This is a genomic window from Collinsella sp. BM28, from assembly GCF_054551995.1.
This window is the reverse complement of record NZ_JBTOLJ010000001.1, coordinates 1,650,335-1,673,157: the sequence shown is the minus strand read 5'-3', so window position 1 is coordinate 1,673,157 and position 22,823 is coordinate 1,650,335. Positions and strand designations below refer to the sequence as shown.

18 protein-coding genes are annotated in these 22,823 nt (G+C 63.1%); 15 read left to right on the top strand and 3 right to left on the bottom strand.

The window, feature by feature from the left end; all coding sequences use genetic code 11:
• Positions 1 to 24 precede the first annotated feature (24 nt).
• On the top strand, positions 25 to 843 hold the full coding sequence (gene pflA, locus ACX9NZ_RS07360) for a pyruvate formate-lyase-activating protein (RefSeq protein WP_118652471.1): 819 nt from the start codon (positions 25 to 27) through the stop codon (positions 841 to 843).
• Positions 844 to 1,026: 183 nt separating this feature from the next.
• Here the strand turns inward: pflA and ACX9NZ_RS07355 are convergent, their stop codons facing one another.
• Positions 1,027 to 1,965, bottom strand: a complete 939-nt coding sequence (locus ACX9NZ_RS07355; protein ID WP_118652473.1) for an aldo/keto reductase — start codon at positions 1,963 to 1,965, stop codon at positions 1,027 to 1,029.
• Between the two features lie 147 nt (positions 1,966 to 2,112).
• Positions 2,113 to 2,994, bottom strand: a complete 882-nt coding sequence (thrB, locus tag ACX9NZ_RS07350; protein WP_317440177.1) for a homoserine kinase — start codon at positions 2,992 to 2,994, stop codon at positions 2,113 to 2,115.
• Between the two features lie 225 nt (positions 2,995 to 3,219).
• Here thrB and ACX9NZ_RS07345 point away from each other — a divergent pair, with 225 nt between their 5' ends.
• Positions 3,220 to 3,519 carry a DUF2442 domain-containing protein gene (locus ACX9NZ_RS07345; protein ID WP_118652477.1) on the top strand — a complete coding sequence of 100 codons (300 nt, stop codon included), beginning with the start codon at positions 3,220 to 3,222 and terminating at the stop codon, positions 3,517 to 3,519.
• 165 nt (positions 3,520 to 3,684) lie between these two features.
• Here the strand turns inward: ACX9NZ_RS07345 and thrC are convergent, their stop codons facing one another.
• Positions 3,685 to 5,199: a threonine synthase gene (gene thrC / locus ACX9NZ_RS07340; RefSeq protein ID WP_330006165.1), complete on the bottom strand. Its 1,515-nt coding sequence runs from the start codon at positions 5,197 to 5,199 to the stop codon at positions 3,685 to 3,687.
• 241 nt (positions 5,200 to 5,440) lie between these two features.
• Here thrC and ACX9NZ_RS07335 point away from each other — a divergent pair, with 241 nt between their 5' ends.
• The 13 genes from ACX9NZ_RS07335 to ACX9NZ_RS07275 all read left to right on the top strand — a co-directional run bounded on the left by ACX9NZ_RS07335 (position 5,441) and on the right by ACX9NZ_RS07275 (position 22,665).
• A complete protein-coding gene (locus tag ACX9NZ_RS07335) occupies positions 5,441 to 6,805 on the top strand; it encodes an aspartate kinase (RefSeq protein WP_118652481.1) in 1,365 nt (454 codons plus the stop codon).
• 72 nt (positions 6,806 to 6,877) lie between these two features.
• Entirely contained in the window at positions 6,878 to 7,903 is a 1,026-nt protein-coding gene (locus ACX9NZ_RS07330) for an aspartate-semialdehyde dehydrogenase (RefSeq protein ID WP_304291563.1), read from the top strand.
• Positions 7,904 to 8,085: 182 nt separating this feature from the next.
• Positions 8,086 to 8,937, top strand: coding sequence for a DegV family protein (locus tag ACX9NZ_RS07325; RefSeq protein WP_294159544.1), 852 nt, complete (start codon positions 8,086 to 8,088; stop codon positions 8,935 to 8,937).
• Positions 8,938 to 9,121: 184 nt separating this feature from the next.
• Complete coding sequence (locus ACX9NZ_RS07320; RefSeq protein WP_294159546.1) at positions 9,122 to 9,823, top strand: ABC transporter ATP-binding protein; 702 nt, start codon at positions 9,122 to 9,124, stop codon at positions 9,821 to 9,823.
• Positions 9,824 to 9,835: 12 nt separating this feature from the next.
• Entirely contained in the window at positions 9,836 to 13,510 is a 3,675-nt protein-coding gene (locus ACX9NZ_RS07315) for an FtsX-like permease family protein (protein WP_407496239.1), read from the top strand.
• 332 nt (positions 13,511 to 13,842) lie between these two features.
• A complete protein-coding gene (locus ACX9NZ_RS07310; protein WP_294122588.1) occupies positions 13,843 to 14,523 on the top strand; it encodes a methylated-DNA--[protein]-cysteine S-methyltransferase in 681 nt (226 codons plus the stop codon).
• A 277-nt stretch (positions 14,524 to 14,800) separates the two neighbouring features.
• Positions 14,801 to 16,225 (top strand): MFS transporter, encoded by a 1,425-nt coding sequence (locus ACX9NZ_RS07305; RefSeq protein WP_330006172.1) that lies wholly within the window; start codon positions 14,801 to 14,803, stop codon positions 16,223 to 16,225.
• A 222-nt stretch (positions 16,226 to 16,447) separates the two neighbouring features.
• On the top strand, positions 16,448 to 18,250 hold the full coding sequence (locus ACX9NZ_RS07300) for a 1-deoxy-D-xylulose-5-phosphate synthase (protein ID WP_302742307.1): 1,803 nt from the start codon (positions 16,448 to 16,450) through the stop codon (positions 18,248 to 18,250).
• A gap of 173 nt (positions 18,251 to 18,423) precedes the next feature.
• Positions 18,424 to 19,413 (top strand): glutamate ABC transporter substrate-binding protein, encoded by a 990-nt coding sequence (locus ACX9NZ_RS07295; protein WP_118652493.1) that lies wholly within the window; start codon positions 18,424 to 18,426, stop codon positions 19,411 to 19,413.
• A gap of 210 nt (positions 19,414 to 19,623) precedes the next feature.
• Positions 19,624 to 20,283, top strand: coding sequence for an amino acid ABC transporter permease (locus tag ACX9NZ_RS07290; RefSeq protein ID WP_118652495.1), 660 nt, complete (start codon positions 19,624 to 19,626; stop codon positions 20,281 to 20,283).
• Entirely contained in the window at positions 20,280 to 21,137 is an 858-nt protein-coding gene (locus tag ACX9NZ_RS07285) for an amino acid ABC transporter permease (RefSeq protein WP_118652497.1), read from the top strand. The genes ACX9NZ_RS07290 and ACX9NZ_RS07285 overlap by 4 nt, the downstream gene beginning before the upstream one ends.
• A 122-nt stretch (positions 21,138 to 21,259) precedes the next feature.
• The gene (locus ACX9NZ_RS07280; protein ID WP_118652499.1) at positions 21,260 to 22,006 is read left to right on the top strand and encodes an amino acid ABC transporter ATP-binding protein; all 747 of its coding nucleotides are present in this window, start codon (positions 21,260 to 21,262) and stop codon (positions 22,004 to 22,006) included.
• Between the two features lie 2 nt (positions 22,007 to 22,008).
• Entirely contained in the window at positions 22,009 to 22,665 is a 657-nt protein-coding gene (locus ACX9NZ_RS07275) for a gamma-glutamyl-gamma-aminobutyrate hydrolase family protein (RefSeq protein ID WP_407496243.1), read from the top strand.
• The last annotated feature ends 158 nt before the right edge of the window (positions 22,666 to 22,823 follow it).

The window sequence follows — 22,823 nt, the reverse complement described above, 5'->3', positions numbered from 1 at the left end:
CACAGATGAAGGGGGAGATGGCTCATGGCGCGTGTGCAGTTGGACGGCTTGCAGGACCAGGTATCGAGCTACGCGCTCGGGCGTGTGCACTCGATTGAAAGCATGGGTACGGTCGACGGGCCCGGTGTGCGATTCGTGGTGTTCACCCAGGGATGCCCCATGCGCTGCGCATATTGCCACAATCCCGACACGTGGGCCGTGGGCGAGGGTGTGGGCACCCCGGTGACGGTCGAACGCATCATGAGCGAATTCGAGAGCAACCGCCCGTTTTACCGCACGGGCGGGATCACAGTCACGGGTGGAGAGCCCCTGCTGCAGCCGGAGTTCGTGGGCGATCTTTTCAAGGCGATGCACGACAACCCCAACGGGCGCGTCCACACGTGCCTGGACAGCTGCGGTTATGCGTACAATCCCAAGCGTCCGGAGCGGTTCGAGAACGTGCTCTCGGAGACCGATCTCGTCCTACTCGATATCAAGCACAGCGATCCGCAGGGGCATAAGGACCTGACCCGCTGCGCACCGGACAACATCATCGCGTTCGGTGACGAGCTCGCGCGACGCGGGATCAAGGTCGTCATTCGCCATGTGGTTGTCCCCGGGATCACCGACACGGTCGAGGAATGCGAGGCACTCGGAAGGCTGATCGCGCCCTGGCGCAATGTGGTGGGGCTGGAACTCCTGCCGTATCACACCATGGGCATCGTGAAGTACGAGCAGCTTGGGATCGAGTATCCGCTCAAGGATGTGCCGGCTATGGACAAGGGTCGCATTCCCGAGTTGCGCGAAGCGGTCCTGCATGGGCTGCGTATGGGCAGGGCAGCGGAACACAACTGCCAGGGTTAGCCCTTAGTTCTACCTGGCATTCCTTTCAAAGACAAAAAGGCAGCGCCGGTGGAGAGACCTGGCGCCGCCTTTTGTGAGGGGTGGAGTACTAGTGATGTACCCGCATGCTCCCCATCGAAAACGGTTTTCAACTCGTTCATGATGTCAGCACCGTTTGTGCACGTCACGAACACATTTTCCGTCTTATGGCAGGTCGTTACCCGCGGCGATATAAAGGTCGTACCATTCCTGGCGAGTAAGCTCGACATCGGCACCGGGGGCGATGGCGCGAATGCGCTCGGGATCCATTGAACCCGAGATAACCTGCATGCGGGCGGGATGACGCAAGATCCAGGCGATTGCAACGGCTTCTTTGGAGACGCCCCGCTCCTCGGCGATCTGGGCCAAGACGCCGTTGAGCTCGGCGAACTGCTCGTTATCGATGAAGGTTCCTGCGAACATGCCGTACTGAAGAGGGCTCCAGGCCTGGATGGTCATGCCTGTGAGCTGCGCGTAGGAGAGCGCACCGCCATCACGGTCGGCCGCGGCGTCGTCCTCCATGTTCTCGTGCATCTGCATGCGCACCATGCCGGCATGGCACAGGCCGAACTGGAGCTGGTTGACCTCGAGCTTCTGATCGAGATTGGCCTGGAGCATCTCGCAGCTCCAGGGGCCCATGTTGCTCACGCCGATGTGGCGCGCCATGCCGGAGTCGACGATGTGGGCCATGGTGTCGCCGAGCTCGTCGAGGTCGCAGAGGGCGTCGAGGCGATGCAGGAGCACGAAGTCGACGTGGTCGGTCTGCAGGCGCTCGAGTTCGGCCTCGAGCGAGGAGAGCAGGTGGTCGCGCGAGAAGTCGTAGATGCCGTTGCGCTTCCCGGTGAAGTCGGGAGCGATGCCGAATTTGGTCTGGAGGATGACATCGTCGCGGGCGACCCCGAGGTCGTGCAGGGCCTGCCCCAGGACGCGTGAGCTTTCGCCCGCACCGTAGATGTCGGCGGAATCGAAGAAGTTCATCCCGCAGTTGAGTGCCGTCTGGACGATGTCGCGGGCCTCATCGCGCGTTTTTCCAGCCATGCGCATGACGCCCATTGCGATGCGGCTCGCCTCGTACTCAGTCGATCCGATTGTTTGGTAGTTCATGGGGTTCCCTTCGAGGTATGGGCGAATGCCGGAAACAAGCATCATAGCCATGATAGAACTTGAGTAAGGGATCGTGACAGCTGACGAAAGCCTGCTGTCAATACCAAATCGCAAGTTTTGCAGAACGACTACGTCCCCAGTTGGAAATTAGAGGTACTCGATCTGCGCGCCTTCGGTGTCGCAGGTGAGGATGTGGGTTTCGCAGGCGGGGAAGGCCTCGCGGAGGCGCACCTGCAGGAACTTGGCGACGATAGTATCGTCAGTCACAGCCATGAGGGTCGATCCGGAGCCGGAGATCCACAGCGTTCCCGCCCCGCCGTCCAGGCACGTGGCGCGGATGGCATCGTAGTCGGGGATGAGTGCCCGGCGATAGGGCTCCTGCAGGCGATCGTCGTTCGCGTCGGCGATGAGCGCGAGGTCGCCCGTCTCCAGACCGCGCGTCATGCCGGCGATACGGCCCATCTGCCACACCGCGTTCGAGAGCGGCACCTCCTGCGGAACCACCTTGCGCGCCTCGCTCGTATGGACCTCGTAGGGCGGGATGATGGTGATGAAGCGCAAGCGATCGCTCACGTCATAGCGAAGGCAGCGCGGCAGGCCGCCCTCGGGCGTGAAGGAACACACGGCACCGCCCAAGATCGCGGGGGCCACATTGTCGGGATGCCCCTCGACGGACGTGGCGATGCGGACGAGCTCAGCGCGGTCGACGGTATGGCCGGTGAGGGCGGCTGCTGCCATGATGCCAGCGACCACGCAGGTGGAGCTGCTGCCGAGACCGCGCGCCACGGGCACCTCGGTATGGATGTCGAGCTTGACCGGGAAGGGCTCCTCACCCCACTCCCGCAGGGCGTCGACGAAAGAGACGTACACGAGGTTGTTCTCGCTTTGGAACTCCACAGGGCAACCCGTGATTTCGAGTTCGTCCGAGCGTTCGAAGGTGAAATGCGAGTACAGCGACACGGCCATACCGAGCGTGTCATAGCCGATGCCGAGGTTCGCACTCGTAGCGGGAACAGTGATCTTGATCATGGGGCTCTCCTTCTTGAGGATGAAACTCACCTTACTATCCTATCAGGGGCTGTTCTTAAGGCATGAGCGCGCGGGTACAATAAAGTTACTTTTCACGCCGTTGAAATGAGTGCCTATGCCGGTTATTGCATTGTTTTTGGGAAGATGAATTGATGCAAAATTGGGAATTGGCGGCTGCGGGCAAGCCTCTCAATCCAATTGATCCTTTGATGTAGGAGGTGCCACATGGAGTATTTGCCCCGCGTTGTCCAGGCGCTTGCAGGCGACGATTATACCGTGTATGCGTATTTCTCTGACGGGTCGGTGCGCCGTGCAGACATCAAGCCCCTCATCGAGCGGGGCGGTGTATTTGCCCGCCTATCAGATGAAGATTTCTTTTCAAACAGGTTGACAGTTATGAATGACGCCGTTGCTTGGGACGTTGCCGGAAACCATGATGAAGCTGCTTGTATTGATTTGGACCCTTGGAGCATGTACGAGACGAGCGAGTGCGTTGCCGATCCGCTCGCCGAAGAGGCGGCCTAACTCTCACTATCACGGCGACTTACGCATGGGTAGTATGCTCAAGTTCCGGCGTGTTTCGTCCGCCGCGAGTTCCGCATGAGCCGAAGGCCACCTTAAGTGGCCTTCGTGCGAGTCAGGATTGTTCGAGCGCCGGATGAAACACGCCGGAACCCATATACGTATCTTCTACAGCGCTGTGGCAGCGTTCTCCACGTACGTGGGCATATCGTCGATATCGACCACGTCGGTGTGGAGGACGGGCTTGTCCTGGAGCGTGGAAAGCTGCTCGGGCGCGGTGGTATCGGTCGCCTTGGCGAGGACGTCCATGCAGGCGAAGTCGCTCGGAGGACAGAACAGGCCGAGCGCCCCGGCGACGGCGCGGGGGAACTTGTAGGGGCTCGCCGTGGAGAGCAGGATGCGCGCCTTGACATCCGGGGCGGCTGGTTGCTCAGCCAGGACGTGGAAGCCGCATGCAGTGTGCGGGTCGATCACGTAGCCGTTCGCGTCCCAGCACTCCTTGATGGCGTTCGCGACCTGGTCCTCGTCGGTCCAACCGCATCCGAAGACCTCCTGGATGCGGGCGAGCAAGTCGGCGGGCAGGGTGTAGGAACCCTCGCCGCTGAGGCTTTCCATGAGCTGCGCGACCAGTTCGCAGTTGCCGTCGCTCAGGTAGTAGAGCATGCGCTCGAGGTTGGACGAGATGAGGATATCCATGCTCGGCGACGTCGTGGTGTAGAAGGGGCGTTGACGGTCGTAGGTACCGGTGGTGAGGAAATCGTAGAGCACGTTGTTCTTATCGCTTGCCACGACGAGCTTGGCCACGGGCAGACCCATGCGCTTGGCGTAGTAGCCGGCGAGGATGTCGCCGAAGTTGCCGGTGGGCACGCAGAACTCGACCGCATCGCCCGGCTCGATGGCGCCTGCGCGCAGGAGCTGAGCATAGGCAGCGAAGTAATACACGACCTGCGGCACCAGGCGGCCGACGTTGATGGAGTTGGCACTGGAGAGCATCACGCCCTGCTCTGCCAGGTGCTCGGCGAGCTCGGTGTCGCCGAAGATGCGCTTGACGGCGCTCTGAGCGTCATCGAAGTTGCCGCGCACCCCGCAGACAGTGACGTTGCCGCCCTCTTGCGTACTCATCTGGAGTTCCTGCACGCGGGAGACCTTGCCCTCTGGATAGAAGACGGTGATGCCCACACCGGGCGCGTCGGCAAAGCCGGCAAGCGCCGCCTTTCCGGTGTCACCCGAGGTCGCGGTGACGATTTGGATCTTGGCGGGCGCATCCTCAGCGGCGGAGTCAGCCGTGCGGGCCATGAGGCGGGGGAGCATCTGCAGGGCAACGTCCTTGAACGCACTGGTGGGGCCGTGCCAGAGCTCGAGGACGTAGGAGGGCACGCCATCGGCGTTGGGGGCCTGCGCGAGCGGCACCACGGGGGTGACTTCGTCGCTGGCAAAGGTGCCCTCGTAGGCCTCGCAAACGCAGGCGGCGATCTCGTCGGCGCTGTAGTCGGGCAGGAGCGCGCCGAGCACCTCGCGTGCGAGCTCGAAGTAGTCCTTGGAGGCGAGGCTGGCGAGGTTGATGGTGGCCTCGCCCAGCGCGTCGCTCACGTACAGACCGCCGTCCGGCGCGATGCCGCGTCGAATCGCCTGCTTGGAGCTGAGCTCAGATGTACGTGAACGCGTGCTGTGGTACGTCGCCATACTGCGATCTCCTCACGATTGGGTGCATAGATGGAGCTCATGGTACCAGAGCGTCCCGCTCCGGCCGGCTAAAGTGAACGCAGGCGCGGGCCTTTACAGCGCCATTCCACATGACGTTCTTTATTTGGAAACAATGGTGACACCTTTGAGCTGCCCTACTAGCTCATGGTAAAGTGGCAGCCTACGTGTCATGTCGCGCTGCCCGTTTGCGGCAAGCGCTGGGGAGGGGTTTCTGCGCACCATGATCAAGATCACCAAATTTGGCGGTTCGTCCGTCGCCGACGCCGAGCATTTCCGCAAGATCAAGGCGATTATCGACGCCGACCCGGCACGCCGCTTCGTGGTGGTGAGTGCGTGCGGACGCCGTTCCAAGGCCGACACCAAGGTCACCGACCTGCTGTATCTCGTAGACGCTCACGTGAACTACCACGTTTCCTGCGAGGACCTGCTTACCGACATCGGCCAGCGCTATTTCGACATCGCCGACGAGTTGAACCTCGACTATCCGATCCGCGATGAGTTCGCGGCGTTTGCCGAGCGCGCCCGTACCGGCGGGTACACCACCGAGGAGCTTGTGAGCCGCGGTGAGTACTTCACTGCGCGCCTCATGGCCGAGTACCTGGGGCTGCCGTTCATCGACGCTGCGGATATGGTCGCCTTCCACCACGACGGCACGCTCTCAATGAAGCGCACGGCGGAGCTCGTCAAGGAAAACGCCCGCGAAGGCGGATTCGTCATGCCCGGCTTCTACGGTGCCACCAAGGAGGGTAAGATCCGCCTGCTCGACCGCGGCGGCGGAGACATCTCCGGCTCCATCCTCGCCCAGTGCCTGGAGGCTGATCTCTACGAGAACTGGACGGACGTCTCGGGCTTCCTCTCCGCCGATCCTCGCATCGTGCCGGGCGCGCAGCCCATTCCCCGCATCACCTACGAGGAGCTTCGCGAACTCTCCTACATGGGCGCGAGCGTCCTGCATGAGGAGGCCGTCTTCCCCGTGCGCGATGCCGGCATCCCGCTCGTGATCAAAAACACCAATGCGCCCGAGGATCCGGGCACCATCATTTCCGAGACCGCCAAAGAGGGCGATTCCGAGCCCATCATCACCGGCATCGCCGGCAAGCGCGGGTTCCTCGCCATCAACGTCTCGCGTGACCGCACCAAGAGCCGCATTGGCTTCATGCGTCGTGCCCTGTCCGTCTTTGAGCGCTATGGTGTCTCGGTCGAGCACATGCCCACGGGTGTGGACCAGTTTGCCGCAGTCGTTCAGGCCGCCGACGTCAAGGACTCCCTGTACTCGCTCGTTTCCGATATCCAGGAGGAAGTCGAGCCGCTGGAGATTGAGGTTGTCGAGAACCTGGCGCTCATTGCGACGGTTGGCCGCAACCTGCGCGGGCGCGCCGGTATCTCGGGGCACCTGTTCGGCAAGCTGGGCGAGGCGGGCGTGAGCGTCCGCATGATCACCCAGGGCTGCGACGAGATCAACATCATCGTCGGCGTCGAGGAGCGCGATTTTGACCGCGCCATCAAGACCATTTACGAGGCGTTCTCCGATGAGAACGGCATTGTTACCACGGCCGATCTCGAGCCGACGCCGAGCCCGTTTTAAGCAGAGCATGCGCCCGCTCGTCACGTCATGTGAGGGTGGCATTCGACATATCCTTTTGAGAAGGGGGACAACATGAAGACATATTCCGTCGCCATCGTGGGCGCCACCGGAGCGGTGGGCACGCAGATGCTTCAATGCCTGGAGGAGCAGGAGTTCCCGGTTGGCTCCCTCAAGCTGCTTGCGAGCCCGCGCTCGGCCGGCAAGGTCGTCGAGACTCCGTGGGGCGAGGTCACGGTCGAGGCCGCGGCACCCGAGGCGTTCGACGGGGTCGACATCGTGCTCGGCGCGGCGGAGGACGACATCGCGCTCGCGCTCTACCCCGAGGCCGTCAAGCGCGGTGCGGTGGTTGTGGACAACTCGCACGCCTTCCGCCTCGATGCGGACGTGCCGCTGGTCGTTCCCGAGATCAACGCCACCGATGCCCTCAACCACAAGGGCATCATCGCCAACCCCAACTGCGCCACCATCATCGGCCTCGTTCCCACCTGGCCGCTTCACCAAATCGCCGGTGTCAAGCGCATGATCGTCTCGACGTACCAGGCCGCGAGTGGTGCCGGCGTCCCGGGCATGCGAGAGCTCGAGGAGCAGATCGGCTGCATGGGGCGCGGCGAGGAGATTCCCGCACCGAGCGCATTCGCCGCGCAGCTCGCCAGCAACCTCATCCCGCAGATCGGCGGCGAGAAGTTCGAGGGCTTCACCTCCGAGGAGATGAAGATGCAAAACGAGGGGCGCAAGATCATGCATCTGCCCGAGCTCCGCGTTAATTGCACCTGCGTGCGCGTACCGGTGGTTCGTTCGCATTCCGAGAGTATCACGCTCGAGTTCGAGCGCGACATCACACTTGAGCAGGCGCGCGAGGCCCTTGCCGCTGCACCTGGCGTGAAGCTTGTGGACGACCTGAACGCAGAGAGCGCGCACGACCGTTGGCCCATGCCGCTGGACACGACCGACCAAGACCTCATCTGGGTCGGCCGCATCCGCCGCGACATCTCCAATCCGGAGGCGCTGCGCGGCATCACGTTTTGGTGCTGCGGCGATCAGATTCGCAAGGGCGCGGCGACAAATGCGGTCCAGATTGCAAAGCTGCTCTGCGAGTAGGCCGCGTACGTTGCGTGCAGCTGCTCAACGGCAATCGAAACCGTCCACGAGTAAAGCAACACTACTAAGTAAAGTGTGTACAATCTAGTCGAAGCACGGAATGACAGCGGAGGGCGTCGTCTGCACGGATGTGCGGGCGGCGCCTTTCGCGTCTGAATACGATAGGAATGGTCGTGGTCTGTATGAGCAAGTATGTCATCGTGGTCGAATCCGGCGCAGATGTCACGCCGGAGCTGCGTGAGCACTACGGAATCGTGAGTGTTCCCATGCACGTGACGATGGGGGACGAGACGGTGGACGACGGCTCGATCGATCCGCTTGAGATCTACTCGCGCTGCAATGAGATGGGTCAGATGCCAAAGACGAGTGGTTGTTCTCCTGCGGACTTCAATGAGGTTTACGATCGCATCCACGCCGAGCAGCCCGAAGCCACCATCCTGCACCTTGCGTATTCCGAGGTGACCACCTGCTCGCATCAGTCCTCTAAGATCGCCGCCGAGGGCCGCGACTACGTGTACTCGATGGATACACGCTTCGTCTCTGTGGGTCAGTCGCTCATTGTCGTCGAGGCCGCCAAGTATATCGAGGCGAACCCCGATGCGACGGTCGAGGAAATATTCTCCTTCGTCGAGAGCGTGATGGACCGCGTGCTTTTGGGCTTCGTTCCCACAGACCTCGCCTTCCTCAAGGCGGGCGGTCGCCTCTCCAACGTGGCGTTCCTTGGTGCGCATCTGCTCAAGATCAAGCCGTGCATCGAGGTCGCGGGTGGTAAATTCGTCGCCACCAAGAAGTTCCGTGGCTCCATGCTCAAGTGCGCCCGTGCGTTCCTCGACCACATGGTCGAGAAGGGCGATATCGATTTTTCGCATATTGGCCTCGCGTATTCCGTGGGCCTGTCCGAGGAACTGCGCGGCGACATGGAGGTATATGCCCGCGAGCTCGGTTTCGAGGACATCGCGTGGACGCAGGTTGGTGGCGTGATCTCCAGCCATTGCGGCCCCACCGCCTTCGGCGCGGTCCTGCTACAAAAGTAACCACGTCCTCTTGCGAGCGCAGGCACCGCAACGTCCGCCAGCGCAAAGAGCGCGATCGGTATTCTCCAAGCTGTCGGGTCGATGTGGTTCGATATTCGCACATGCTGCCCACGTATCTGCCTGATGCCTATACTTGTGGGTATATCAATTCATTATGGGAACCCACGCAACGGGAGCGCCGCGTATGGCATATATCGAGTTCAGCGATGTGACGAAGGTTTATGGCTCGGGTGATGCCGAAGTCCACGCGCTGGACGGGGCGTCGTTTGAGGTCGAGCGCGGCGAGCTCGCTGTGATCCTCGGCGCCTCCGGCGCGGGCAAGACCACCGCGCTCAACATCCTGGGCGGCATGGACGCCGCCACGAGTGGGCATGTCGTCGTAGATGGTCGCGACGTGAGTGCGGCGACCGAGGACGATCTCGTGGAGTACCGCCGCGCCGACGTGGGCTTCGTGTTCCAGTTCTACAACCTCGTGCCCAACCTCACTGCGCTTGAGAATGTCGAGCTCGCTTCCCAGATTTGCCCCGACTCCCTTGACGCCGCCGAGTGCCTGCGCAAGGTGGGCCTGGGCGAGCGCATGGCGAACTTCCCCTCGCAGCTTTCCGGTGGCGAGCAGCAGCGCGTATCCATCGCCCGAGCGCTGGCCAAGAACCCCAAGCTCCTGCTGTGCGACGAGCCCACGGGCGCCCTCGATTACCAGACGGGCAAGCAAGTGCTGCAGTTGCTGCAGGACACGTGCCGTCGCGATGGCATCACGGTCCTCATCATCACGCATAACTCCGCGCTCGCCCCCATGGCCGACCGCCTCATCCGTTTCAAGAGCGGCCGCGTGACCGACATGCGCGTGAACGCCACACCCACACCCATCGCCGATATCGAGTGGTAAGCGACGGTGTCTATGAAGGGGAGAAAGACGGACCGTCGTTCCGGTAACCGGCGTCCAAACGCGTTCAGAACGGACATCGCCCGCACCATCACGGGCAATCTCAAGCGGTTCATCTCGTTGTTCGTCATCACCGCGCTGGGCGCCACGATGCTCGTCGGCCTCAAGGCCGCCTGCGACGACCTGCGCTTCACCGCCGACAGCTACTACGACAGCCAGCGGCTGTTCGATATCTCGATCCAATCCACGCTGGGTCTGGACGAGGGCGATATAGAGGCCCTGGCCAAGATAGACGGTGTCGATGTGGTAGAGGGCGGGTATTCCGAAACGGCATACACTCAGGTCAAAGGTGCAAGCGCGAAGGTTGACCTCAAGGCGCTCTTGCCGGCGGGGATGAATGAACCCCAGGTGATCGAGGGGCGCCTGCCGCGCGATGTCAACGAGGTCGCCGTGACGCAGAAGTACCTCGATGTGAGCGGCAAGAAGATCGGTGATACCGTGACCTTCGAGGGCGAAGGCGAGGAGCCCAGCGCCGCAGGGGCCACCGACGACGCTGGCGAAGCGGGCGACGACGCGGGAACCGCCGGCGCTGCGGTGACCGCCGATGCCACGGGGACCGCCGACGCCGCTGACGATACGGCCCTGGCAGCGGGAGGCTCCTCCGCCATCTTCAAGCGCGGCGAGTACACGATCACAGCTTCCGTGCTCGACCCCATGGACGTGAACGCGGGTAGCAAAACTATGAGCTTTCGCAGCTCGGGAGGATCGCAGTACGCATTTTTCCTCACGCCCGGCGCCGTATTGGACCGTGGCACGTTCACCGTTGCCTACCTCACGGTAAAAGGCGCGGCAGATCTCATGACCTACTCCGATGAGTACAAGGATATGGTCGATGAGGTGAAACAGCGCGTTGAGGACATTCGCGAGCAGCGCGAGGAGGCACGGAGCGAGGGCCTCAAAGCCGATGCACGCAAAGAGGTCGACGACGCGCAGGCGGAGGCGGACAAGCAGTTCGAAGATGCACAGGCCCAGATCGATGATGCGCTCGCTCAGATCGCCGAGGGCGAGGCCGCGCTCGCGGCGCAAGGGGCGGATGCGCGCCGCCAGCTTGCGGACGCTCAGGCCAAGCTCGATGCATCTCGCACGCAGTTGACTTCCGGCATGGCCGTCATTGACGCCAGACAGACCGAGCTCGACGCTGGACGCGTTCAAGCTGAGTCGGCTCTCGCGCAGATAGCTCAGGCTGAGTCGGGAGCCGCAACGCTCAAGGCGATCATGAACAGCGGGCTCACCAGCCATACGTGGCCGGAGGCCGCTTGGCAGCGGTTGCTGGAGGGTGACGCCACGGCAAAGGCGGAATTCACCACGGCCATCACGGCGTATATTGACGAGGCGTCTGGCCAATTGCAGCAGGCCGAGGAGCTTTGCGACGGGATCATTGCCGCGCTCGACCGGTTGCCCGTCGGCGATCCCGCGGCGAAGGAGGAGGCGCTCGCCGCGCTCGACCGGCTTGCCGTCATTCGCCCCGATCTCTCAGGTCAGATCGAGCAGATCAAGGCACTCGTCTCCGCATATCCAGAAAACGAGTCTGATATCCAAGAGGCCAAGAACCGGGTCCTCACCATCAAGAACACGCTGACGACGCTCTCGGGCCAGCTTTCCGACATGTCATCGCAAGCCGACGACATCGCGGACGCGGTGCTCAGCAAGCCCACGGTGCAGGCGGCGCTCGGCAAGATCGAGGCTGGCCAGGTGCAGCTCGACGCGGCTCGCGCCAAGGCGAACCAGGGCCTGGGGCGGCTCGAGGCGGCGCAGGCCACGCTCGACCAACAGCGCGCCAGCGCCGAGGCGCAGCTTGAGAGCGGACGAGCCGAGCTTACCGAGGGCTCCGCCGAAGCCGCCGAGGGTCAAGCAGAGCTCGATGAGCAAAAGGCTAGCGCGAATGCCAAGTTTGCCGACGCCCGATCCGAGGTGGATGGCATCGAGCGCGCCACCTGGTACATCCAGGACCGCAGCTCGCTTGCCAGCTACGCGAGCATCGAATCGGACGCGAGCTCCATCGAATCCATCGCCACGGTGTTCCCCCTCATCTTCTTCACGGTGGCGGTGCTCATCAGCCTCACTACGGTTACGCGCATGGTCGAGGAAGATCGCGGGCTCATCGGTGTGTACAAGGCGCTTGGCTACAGCCGCGGCCGTATTCTCTCCAAGTACCTCATCTACTCGTTCGCCGCATGCTTGGCCGGCGGCATTGCAGGCGACGCCCTTGGCTTCATCGTGCTGCCCGAGATCATCTTCACCATCTTCACCACCATGTACGCGCTGCCGCCGTTCCAGCTGCACTTCAACGCGTTCACGGCGGCACTCGGCATCACCCTGTTCGCCGTCGGAATCGTGGGCGCAACGTTTCTCGCGTGCCGCCACGTGCTCAGGGAAACGCCTGCCTCACTCATGCGCCCCAAGGCCCCGCGCGCGGGCAAGCGCATCCTGCTCGAGCGCATCACGCCCGTGTGGCGGCGCCTCTCCTTCCTCAACAAGGTGAGCGCGCGCAACCTCTTCCGCTACAAAAAGCGCTTCCTCATGACGGTTTTCGGTATTGCCGGGTGCACCGCGCTCATGATCTGCGGCCTGGGCATTCGCGACACGGTGATCTCGCTCAAGCCGCGCCAGTACGGCTCGGAGGGCATCGTGCGCTACGACCTGCTGGCCGTGACGGCCGACGCGGACTTCTCCCAGGGTGAGGACGAACTGCGCGCCACGGGTGCCATCGACACGATGCTCGAGGCGCGCGTCGATACGGTCACCGCCGAGTTTGGCGGCGTGAAGGAGAACATCCAGCTCATCGTTGTCCCCGACAACGCGGACCTGTCTGCCTACATGAAGACCGAGGACGGCTCCCATACCTCGTTCCTTGCTCCGGCGATGGGCGGCGAGGAGCTTGGACTCCCGCGTGAGGATAACGGAGCGCTCATCACGAAGAACGCCGAGCAGGTGTTGGGATTTGGCCTGGGCGACGAGCTCGCGCTGCAGGACACCGCCTTGCAAACCGGCAGTGCCCGCGTGGACGGTATTACCGTTAACTTCCTGGGCAATTTCATCTTCATGACGGAGAGTGCCTACCAAGAGGCCTTTGGCGAGCCGTGCATACCCAACGCGTTCCTGGTCAGTCTCGAGGGCACGGATGCCGAAAAGATCGCCCTTGCTGATGAGCTCTCTGCTGGGAACACGTTCGTGAGTGTGTCGAGCTCCACCAAGATCGCCAATGATTTCTCAGAGAGCTTCAAGATCATCGACGTGGTGGTGTACGTGGTGACGGTCATGGCGGCTGCGTTGGCGTTCGCCGTGGTCTTCACGCTGTCCAACACCAACATCTCCGAGCGCGAACGCGAGCTCGCCACCATCAAGGTGCTGGGCTTCCGCCGGCGCGAGGTGTATCGCTACATCAACAAGGAGACGATTGTCCTCACGCTCATCGGCATCGTGGCGGGATGGCCCCTCGGGTACCTCATCACGCGGTTCCTTACGTACGTGTTGCGCATGCCGTCGCTGTTCTTCGACACGATCGTCGAGCCCCAGACGTATGTGTTCGCCTCGATCATGGCGCTCGTGTTCACGCTCATCATCAACCAGATGACCAATCGCAGCCTCGACAAGATCGATATGGTGGGAGCCCTCAAGAGCGCCGAGTAGCTGCACCTGATTCGTGGCGGGCCTTATATACGCTCCGGAGCGTGGTTCCGCTTCGCTCCACAAAAACGCTCCTACGGTATATAAGGCCCGCCACGCCTCGTGCTCGGCTAAATCGGCGATTGAGTGCTTTTGAACTCATTTACCTATGCAGGCGGGATAAAGAGGTTGAAGCGCTGCAGGTGCGGAAGGGGGGAGCGCTGGGATATATACCGTAGCGGTGTTTTATGGAGTGAAGCGAAGCCACACTGCGTACCGTATATATCCCAACGTGCCAGGCTAGGTGACCTTGTGGCGGCGGTACAATGAATCGACTGTGCTGTAAGGGGGACCGCATGATAACCACCACCTACCACTCGCCGCTAGGCGACATCACGCTTGCCGCCGACGCGCGTGGGCTCACGGGTTTGTGGTTTGCCGACCAAGCGCATTACGGCTCCACGCTTGAGGGCGATGAGCCCTCCTTTGACATGGAGCGAGGTGTATTCGAGGACGCGGTGAACGCTGCCGTGCATGCCGAGCCGCATGCCGAGGCCGCACCTGCCGTCACGTGCGAGAAGATTGAGGGCTGCGATGCCGTATCCGGGTGCAGCCCCCTGAACGCCGAGGACCCGCGGAATACCGCTGCGGTGGGCGTGCTCGAGCGTGCATGGGCGTGGCTGAACGCGTATTTCGCCGGTCAAGCGCCGCGTTGGACCCCACCTCTGCACATCGAGGGCACCGAGTTCCAACATGCGATTTGGGTCGCGTTGCTTGAGATCCCTTATGGCGAGACGGTCACCTATGGCGAATTGGCCCATCGGGTGGCGCGTCGCCGCGGGTTCACGGAAGCGGGGCTGGAAGGCGATGCCGCAAAGACGCCCTCTCCGCGTGCCGTTGGTGCGGCAGTGGGCCGAAATCCCATCTCGATCATCGTGCCCTGCCATCGCGTGGTGGGTGCGGACGGATCGCTCACCGGATACGCCGGTGGCGTGGAGCGCAAACGCGCCCTGCTCGAGCTCGAGGCGGCGCGGTAACCGAGGCCTTCGACAACCTCGCATACGCGTGCAGACAACTTCCTCACGTGTCCACAACATCCGCGAGAGTGTACTTTCGCGGAGGATTTTCGGCATATTCGTGCCGAGAGTGCCGCGAGAGTTACCTTTCGCGGCAGCCTTGGTTTTGGCATGAAGTGACGAGATGTGCATGGAGGTTCGCGCCGTTCCATGCAAAAATAGCGCAACCGAACCGACGCGGGTTCTCAGCTCATGCTGCTATGAGGTGGGAACCCGCTTTTATGTGGAAAGGGCGCGCATGAGTCAAACGACCGATGCGGCAAAGAAGCCGAACAAATGGGCCATCCTGTTCACGGTGCTCATCATGACCTTTATGGCTACGCTCGATTCGAGCATCGTCAACGTGGCCCTCCCCGTGATGCAGAAGGCTCTGGAAGCCGGCCTTGGTCAGATCCAATGGGTCTCATCGGTTTACCTGCTTACCATGTGCGCGTTCCTGCTCGTGTTCGGGCGCCTGGGCGACCTGCACGGCAAGGTTCGTTTCTTCGAGTTCGGCGTGGTGATCTTCACCATCGGTTCACTCATGTGCGGCCTTTCCACCACGCTGCCCGCACTTGTGGTGTCCCGTGCGGTGCAAGGCATCGGCGGGGCATCGGCCATGGCGAACAACATGGGCATCATCACCGAGGCGTTTCCCGCTCGCGAGCGCGGTCGCGCGTTGGGGCTGTTGGCGAGCTTTGTCGCGCTCGGCATGATGTGCGGGCCCGTGCTCGGCGGTTTCATCGTGGCGGTGATGCCTTGGGAGTACATCTTCCTCATCAACGTTCCCGTGGGTGTGCTCTCGCTTGTGCTGGGCCGATTTACTCTGCCGCGCACAGGGTCCACAGTCGAGGGTGGGACCATGGACGTCTTTGGCGCGGTTCTACTCGTCCCCGGCATGTTGCTCACATTCCTGTCCGTCACCATGCTGCAGAGCAACCCCGGGCTGCTTGTTGCCGGTTCGTTTGCGGTGGGCGTTATACTGCTCGTTCTGTTCGTCCGTCACGAGCGTGCGGTCGAACAGCCTTTGGTGGCGTTTGGCATCTTCTGCGATAGGCATTTCGTGGTGAACCTTATCTGCCTGTTCATCAGCTTTGTGGCGATTGGCGTCTACGAACTCATGACGCCGTTCTATCTCCAGGACGCTCGAGGGTTCGATCCAGGTCTCTCCGGTCTCATCTTCTGCGTTATCCCCCTGGCCAACGCACTTGTCGGTCCTATTTCCGGTGCGGTGTCCGATCGCATTGGCTGCGAGGTGCCCACGTGCGTGGGGTTGGCGTCGTTCAGCGTCGGCTTGTATCTCATTGGGACGCTGGGGATGGACGCCTCCATTCCCTGGATCCTGTTCTGCCTGGGCCTTGCGTCATGCGGTACGTCGATTTTCCAGTCGCCCAACAATTCGCTCATCATGGGGTCGGTGCCCATTGAGATGCTCGGCTTCGCCGGTAGCGCCAGCGCGCTCGCTCGGTACCTGGGCATGGCGATCGGCATCTCCGGTTCCACCTCCATCCTCTACGGGCAGATGGGCGCGGCCGCGGGGCACCCGGTCACGGCGTTCGTTGAAGGCCGGCCCGACATCTTCCTCTCCGGCTATCGCGTGGTGTACATGATCACGGCCGTTTTGGTTGCCGTGGGGTTCGCCCTGACCGTCGCCCGCGCTCTTAAACGCCACAAGCGGGTTTAAGGAAGTCCTCCTCGCTGGGCGTACCTGATCAGCTGCGGGCGGATGGAGCAGCTGGGGAGCAGTTGGAGACGGGCGCTGGCGGTCGCAAGTCACGCGGCCACGGCGCACTTCGTGCTTGCCGTTCGGCGGATGACGCACATCTTCATCACCGGAGTGTGGGAAACTGGTACTCTGAAACAATACGTTGCTACTTTTCGGCGTCCAGGGAGGTTCGTCGCACGCATGCTGCTGGAACGCATTTCATCGCCGCAAGACGTCAAGGACCTCGAGCCCTGTGACCTGCCGATTCTTTGCGAGGAGATCCGTCGCGCCATTCTGGTGAGCTCCGCTTCGGTGGGAGGTCACATTGGGTCCAATTTGGGCGTCGTCGAGTTGACGGTGGCTCTGCACCGTGTATTCGATTCCCCGCACGACAAGATCGTCTTCGATGTTTCGCATCAGACCTATGCTCATAAGATGCTCACGGGTCGCGCGAGCAACTATCTCGATCCATCGGAATTCGGCGGGCTTTCGGGTTTCTCCAATCCCGATGAATCCGAACATGACCTGTTCTCCATGGGGCACACCTCCACGTCGGTAAGCCTTGCTTGCGGCATGGCGAAGGCTCGCGACCTTAAAGACGAGGATTATCGCGTAGTCGCCGTGATTGGCGACGGATCGCTCTCGGGCGGGCTCGCGTTCGAGGGCTTTGACGCCCTGGCCGAGCTGGGCTCCGGGGTCATCGTTATCGTGAACGACAACGGCTGGTCCATCGCCGAGAACCACGGCGGCCTCTACCGCAACCTCGCGGAGCTTCGCGAGACCGGTGGCGAGGCCCCCAACAATTTCTTCCGCACCCTGGGGCTCGATTATCGTTTTGTTGCCAAGGGCAATGACGAGGCCGAGCTTGAGCGCGTCCTTCGCGATGTCCGCGACGTCGACCATCCTATTGTGGTGCACGTGTGCACCACCAAGGGAGCCGGCTACGAGCCTGCGGCGGCGGATTCGGAAAGTTGGCACCACGTGGGGCCGTTCGATATCGAGTCGGGCAGCTATGACGTGTTCCCCCGCAACCGCTGCGAGGATTCCGAGACCTACGCCGGCATCACCGGCGCCTATCTGCTGAACGCCATGCAGCTAGATTCGCGCGTGGTGGGAATCTCGGCGGCAACGCCCTACATCATGGGTTTCACCCCCTGGCGTCGTGCACGCGCCGGCAGGCAATTCGTGGACGTGGGCATTGCCGAGGAGCACGCCGTGACGTATGCGGCGGGCCTTGCTCGCGCGGGCGCTAAGCCGGTCCTGGGTCTGTACGGCGTATTCATGCAGCGCGCCTACGACCAGTTCTGGCACGACGTGTGCCTCAACTGCCTGCCCGTGGTGTTCCTGGACTTCGGCTCCTCGGTGTTCGGCACCTCCGACGCCACCCACCTGAGCTTCTTCGACCTCGCCCTCATGGGGGGCATGCCCAACCTGCGTTGCCTTGCCCCTGCGTGCCGCGAGGAATACGAGGCCATGCTCGATTGGGCGATGGCGCAGGATGCACGGCCCGTGGTGATTCGCGTTCCCGGCAACGGGGTCGAGAGTCGGCCTGGGCTCGTTTCCGGTGATGATCGGCTATCGTTCGACACGCCGCATTACCAAGTGGTCCGCGAGGGCGAGGATGTGGCCGTGTTGGCGCTCGGCAGTTTCTTTGGCCTTGGCGAGCGGGTGTGCGATGCGCTGATGGGCGAGGGGCTTTCTCCAACGCTCGTGAATCCGCGTTTCGCCACGGAGCTTGACGAAGATACGCTGAACGAGATCGCTGCAGCGCATACGGTGGTCGTGACGCTTGAGGACGGAGTGCTCGAGGGGGGCTGGGGCGAGAAGGTCGCGCGGTATCTGGGTGGCACGGACTCCCGCGTGCTGTGCTATGGCGTGTCCAAGGGTTTCCCCGACCGTTACGATGTCGATGAGCTGCTTGCCGAGAACGGCGTGACAGTTGAGGGCGTCGTTGCCGATGTACGGTGCCTGCTGTCCGAGGATGCGGGGCGTAGCGCCAGATAGACCGGATGTCGCGCGCGCAAGCGTAACGACCCGGCAAAAAAGAAACCATCATGGTGTTTGTTACAACTTAGGGTATTTGGGGCATAACACCTTACAAGTGTTTTTGGACGCCTGTAATCTAACCTTGTAATTTGGTAGGTTAACGTATCGCCTCTAATGGAAGGGGATTTTCCATGAGTAGTACGACCCGCGAGTTCATGCTCAACCGTCGCCAGGTGCTCGGCGCTGCCGCCGCCGGCGTCGCCACGCTCGGGCTTGCCGCCTGCGGCGAGGCGCCCGCGTCCACGCCCGCCGGCTCTGCCTCCACCGATGATGTTGCCGAGGACCAGGAGCCCGTGGCGCTCGACGCCGATGCATATGACAAGCTGATCGCCGCCGGTTCCGTTGCCGATGACGCCACCGTCGCCGCGAGCGAGTGGGCGAGCAAAATCAAGGAGGCCGGTACCATGCGCCTGGGCGTCGTCCAGACCTCCATGCTCTTCAGCCTCCTCAACGAGAAGGACGGCAAGCTCCGCGGCTTCGACGCCGGCCTGTCCCAGCTGCTCGTCCGCTACATCCTGGGCGACGAGTCCAAGTTCGAGACCACTCAGGTCACGTCCGACACGCGCGAGTCCGTCCTGCAGAACGATCAGGTCGACGCCGTCTTCGCCACCTACTCCATCACCGAGGACCGCAAGAAGCTCATCTCCTTCGCCGGCCCGTACTACAGCACGCAGCAGTCCATCCTCGTCCTCGCCGACAACGACGACATCGCGAGCGTGGACGACCTCGCTGGCAAGAACGTCGCCGCCCAGTCCGGGTCCACCGGCCCGAGCATCATGGAGGAGGTCTGCCCCGACGCCAAGCTGCAGGAGTTCAAGACCGACGAGGAGGCCCGCAGCGCTCTCGCCCAGGGTCGCGTTGACGCCTACGTGATCGACCGCAACATGCTGTTCTCCGACATGATGAAGCAGCCTGGCAAGTACAAGATGGCCGGCGACCCGTTCGGCCCCGAGGACCTCTACGGCATCGGCCTGCCGCTCGACTCCGACGGCGTCGAGTTCGTGAATGCCTTCCTCTCCCAGATCGAGGAGGATGGCACGTGGGAGGAGCTGTGGAAGCTCTGCATCGGCGACCGTGCCGAGATCGACGAGGTTCCGCAGCCTCCGGCGATCGGCGCGTAAGTTCGCCATGCGCTCGGCGGCGGTCCTGCGAGGACGGGCCCTCCGCCGCGTGATGTCTGGGATATGCGGGGCGCCCGCGTCCGCTTGGGACAGATGTTGTGCCGGGCGGGCGGGGCGCCCTTCGCATACCATGTATGGAATCGGGCGGCCGTCCCGCTGCGTGCAGTCGGGACGGGCCGCTGTGGATGAGAAGTCGGGGAAGGGGAGCTCATGGGGCTGTCTGAGCTGCTTGCCACCTATGGGCGGAACTATTGGGAGGCGCTGCTGTCCACGTGGGGCATGACGGCGCTGTGCTTCGCGCTGGTGATGCTGGTCGCCATCGCCGTCACGGTGATGCGCGTGTCGCCCTTTAAGCCGCTGCGCGTTTTGGGCGACGGCTACGTCCAGGTGTTCCGCAACATCCCGGGCGTGTCGCTGCTCATCATCATCGTGTACGCGCTGCCGAGCCTGAACCTGGTGCTGCCCTACCGTACCTGCGTGATCCTCACGGTGATCCTCGTCGCCTCCGCCTTCGGCTCCGAGAACTTCATGAGCGGCATCAACACCATCGGCGTTGGTCAGATCGAGGCCGCCCGCTCGCTGGGCCTCTCCTTTGGGAAGATGCTCCGCCGGATCGTGATCCCCCAGGCGCTGCGCACCACCGTCCTGCCCATGACCAACCTGCTCATCGCCGTGCTGCTCACCACCTCCCTCGGTTCGCAGGTCCCGCTCGACCCGCCGGAGCTCACGGGCGTGGTGTCCTACATCAACACCCGCTCCACCGGCGGCATCCTGGCCTTCGGCATCGCCGCGGCGGGCTACGCCCTCACCGCGGTCGCCATAGCCTTCGTGGGTAACCGCATCGACAAGAAGGTGAGGATCGTCCGATGAGCGCGCAGGCAACTTCGGGCGCCGTCAGCATCCGCGACGCCCTGTACGAGACCCCCGGCCCCAAGACGCGGGTCAAGATCCGCATCGGAACGGCGGTCAGCGCCGTGGCCGTGGCGATGCTGCTCGCGTTCGTGGTGCACCAGTTCTGGGCGACCGGCCAGCTCGATCCCAGGTACTGGATGTTCTTCACGCAGATGAGCACCTGGTCGTACCTGTTTGCCGGCCTGCGGGGGACCCTCGCGGTGGCGCTGACCGCCGGCGCTATCGCGCTCGTGCTGGGGCTCGCGCTCATGCTGGGGCGCACGAGCGGCATCCGACCGCTCGCCGCGCTCTGCCGCGTGGTCACCGACTTCTTCCGCGGCGTGCCGAGCCTGCTTTTGATCTACTTCTTCTTCCTGGTGGTCCCGCAGTACGGCATCAAGATGTCGTCGTTTTGGATGATCACGCTGCCCGTGGCACTCGCCGCCTCGGGCGTCCTCGCCGAGGTCTTTCGCGCGGGCGTCAACGCCGTGCCGCGCGGGCAGACCGAGGCGGCGCTCGCGCTCGGCATGAGGCCCTTCCGCGTCAAGCTCAAGATCGTGCTGCCCCAGGCGATCCGCTACGTGATCCCCTCGCTCATCTCGCAGCTGGTGGTCGTGGTCAAGGACACCACCGTGGCGTACGTGGTGAGCTATCCGGACATGCTGCAGAACGCCCGCGTACTCATCACCAACTACGACGCCCTGGTGAGCACCTACCTGGTCGTGGCGGTCATCTACATCCTGCTCAACTACGCCATCAACCAGCTTTCCGTGTACGTGGCGCGCCGCAGTGGCACCCGCGTGGTGAGCCGCTACAGCACCAACCCCGCGTAAGGCCACGCCCCTCGCGGCTCCGGCGGGCACGTGGGCGCCCCGCCCTCCCGCGGGGGTGGCCCGCATTGCCCCGTAGGATGGTTTTCCGGCGCTCCCCGCGCCGCTCAAAGATTGGACGAGACATGTCAGAACAGACCCCGATCATCGAGCTCCGCCATGTGGACAAGCACTTCGGAGAACTCCATGTGCTCAAGGACGTGAGCCTTTCCGTTGGAAAGGGCGAGGTCGTTGTGGTGATCGGCCCCTCGGGCTCCGGCAAATCGACGCTCTGCCGTGCCATCAACCGCCTCGAGACGATCGATTCCGGCGAGATTATCATCGAGGGCCAGCCCCTTCCCGAGGAGGGGCGGGAACTCGCCGCCATGCGCGCCGAGCTCGGCATGGTGTTCCAGAGCTTCAACCTGTTCGCGCACATGAGCATCTTGCAGAATGTGACGATCGGCCCCACCGAGGTGCTGGGCCTGCCCAAGGCCGAGGCGGAGGAGCGCGCGATGGAGCTGCTCGAGCGCGTGGGCGTCGCGTCCCAGGCACACAAGGTCCCCGCCCAGCTCTCCGGCGGCCAGCAGCAGCGCGTCGCCATCGCTCGCTCGCTCGCCATGCGCCCCAAGGCGATGCTCTTCGACGAGCCCACCTCCGCCTTGGACCCCGAGATGATCAACGAGGTCCTCGACGTCATGGTCGATTTGGCGCGCCGGGGCATGACCATGATCGTGGTGACGCACGAGATGAACTTCGCCCGCCGCGTCGCCGACCGCGTGGTCTTCATGGCGGACGGGGCCATTGTCGAGGAGGGCGCCCCCGACGAGTTTTTCGACCACCCGACCACGCAACGCGCCCGTGACTTTCTCGACTCCATCAAGGGACACTAAGCATGACCTCAGCAGACGACCGACCGATAATCCTGATCGCCCCGCGCCTGGAGCAGCCCAAGCCCTGCCTTCAGATGCCCGAGCGCCTGGCGCCCGAGGAGACCGGGGCCACCGTGTTCCTCGAGGCGATCCTCGCCGCGGGCGGACTGCCGCTCATCATGACACTCACCGAGGACGAGGACGTCATCGCCCGCTATATAGAGATGGCGGACGGCATCGCCATCCCGGGCGGGCACGACGTCGACCCGGCGCTGTGGGGCGTCGAGGAGCCGTATGACGAGCGCCTGCTCTGCCATGAGCGCGATGCCTTCGAGCTGAAGCTCATCAAGGCTGCGCTCGCCGCGCACAAGCCCCTCTTCGCTACGTGCCGCGGCATGCAGATCCTGAACGTCGCCCTGGGCGGCACCCTGTGCATGGACGTTCCGAGCCTGCCCGTCCCCAAGGGCAAGGTGCACTGGCGCCATCTGCCCATCCTGCACGACCCCGCGCATCCCATCGCGGTCGAGGACGGCTCTCTGCTGTCGCGCGTGCTCGACTGGCAGGGCGAGGTGCAGGTCAACTCGAGTCACCACTGCTGCGTCGACAAGCTCGGCAAGGGCGTGCGGCTCACGGGAGTCGCCACCGACGGCGTGCCGGAGGCGATCGAGGTCGAGGGCTAGCCCTTCTGCCTGGGCGTGCAGTGGCACCCCGAGTACACCTGGCGCAGGCTCGAGACCGACTTCAAGCTGTGGCGTGCCTTCGTCGACGCCGCCCGCGGCTGACGCGCTTCGACGACATCGGCTCATGTTCGGAGAAGACGGTACTGGAATACGCACCC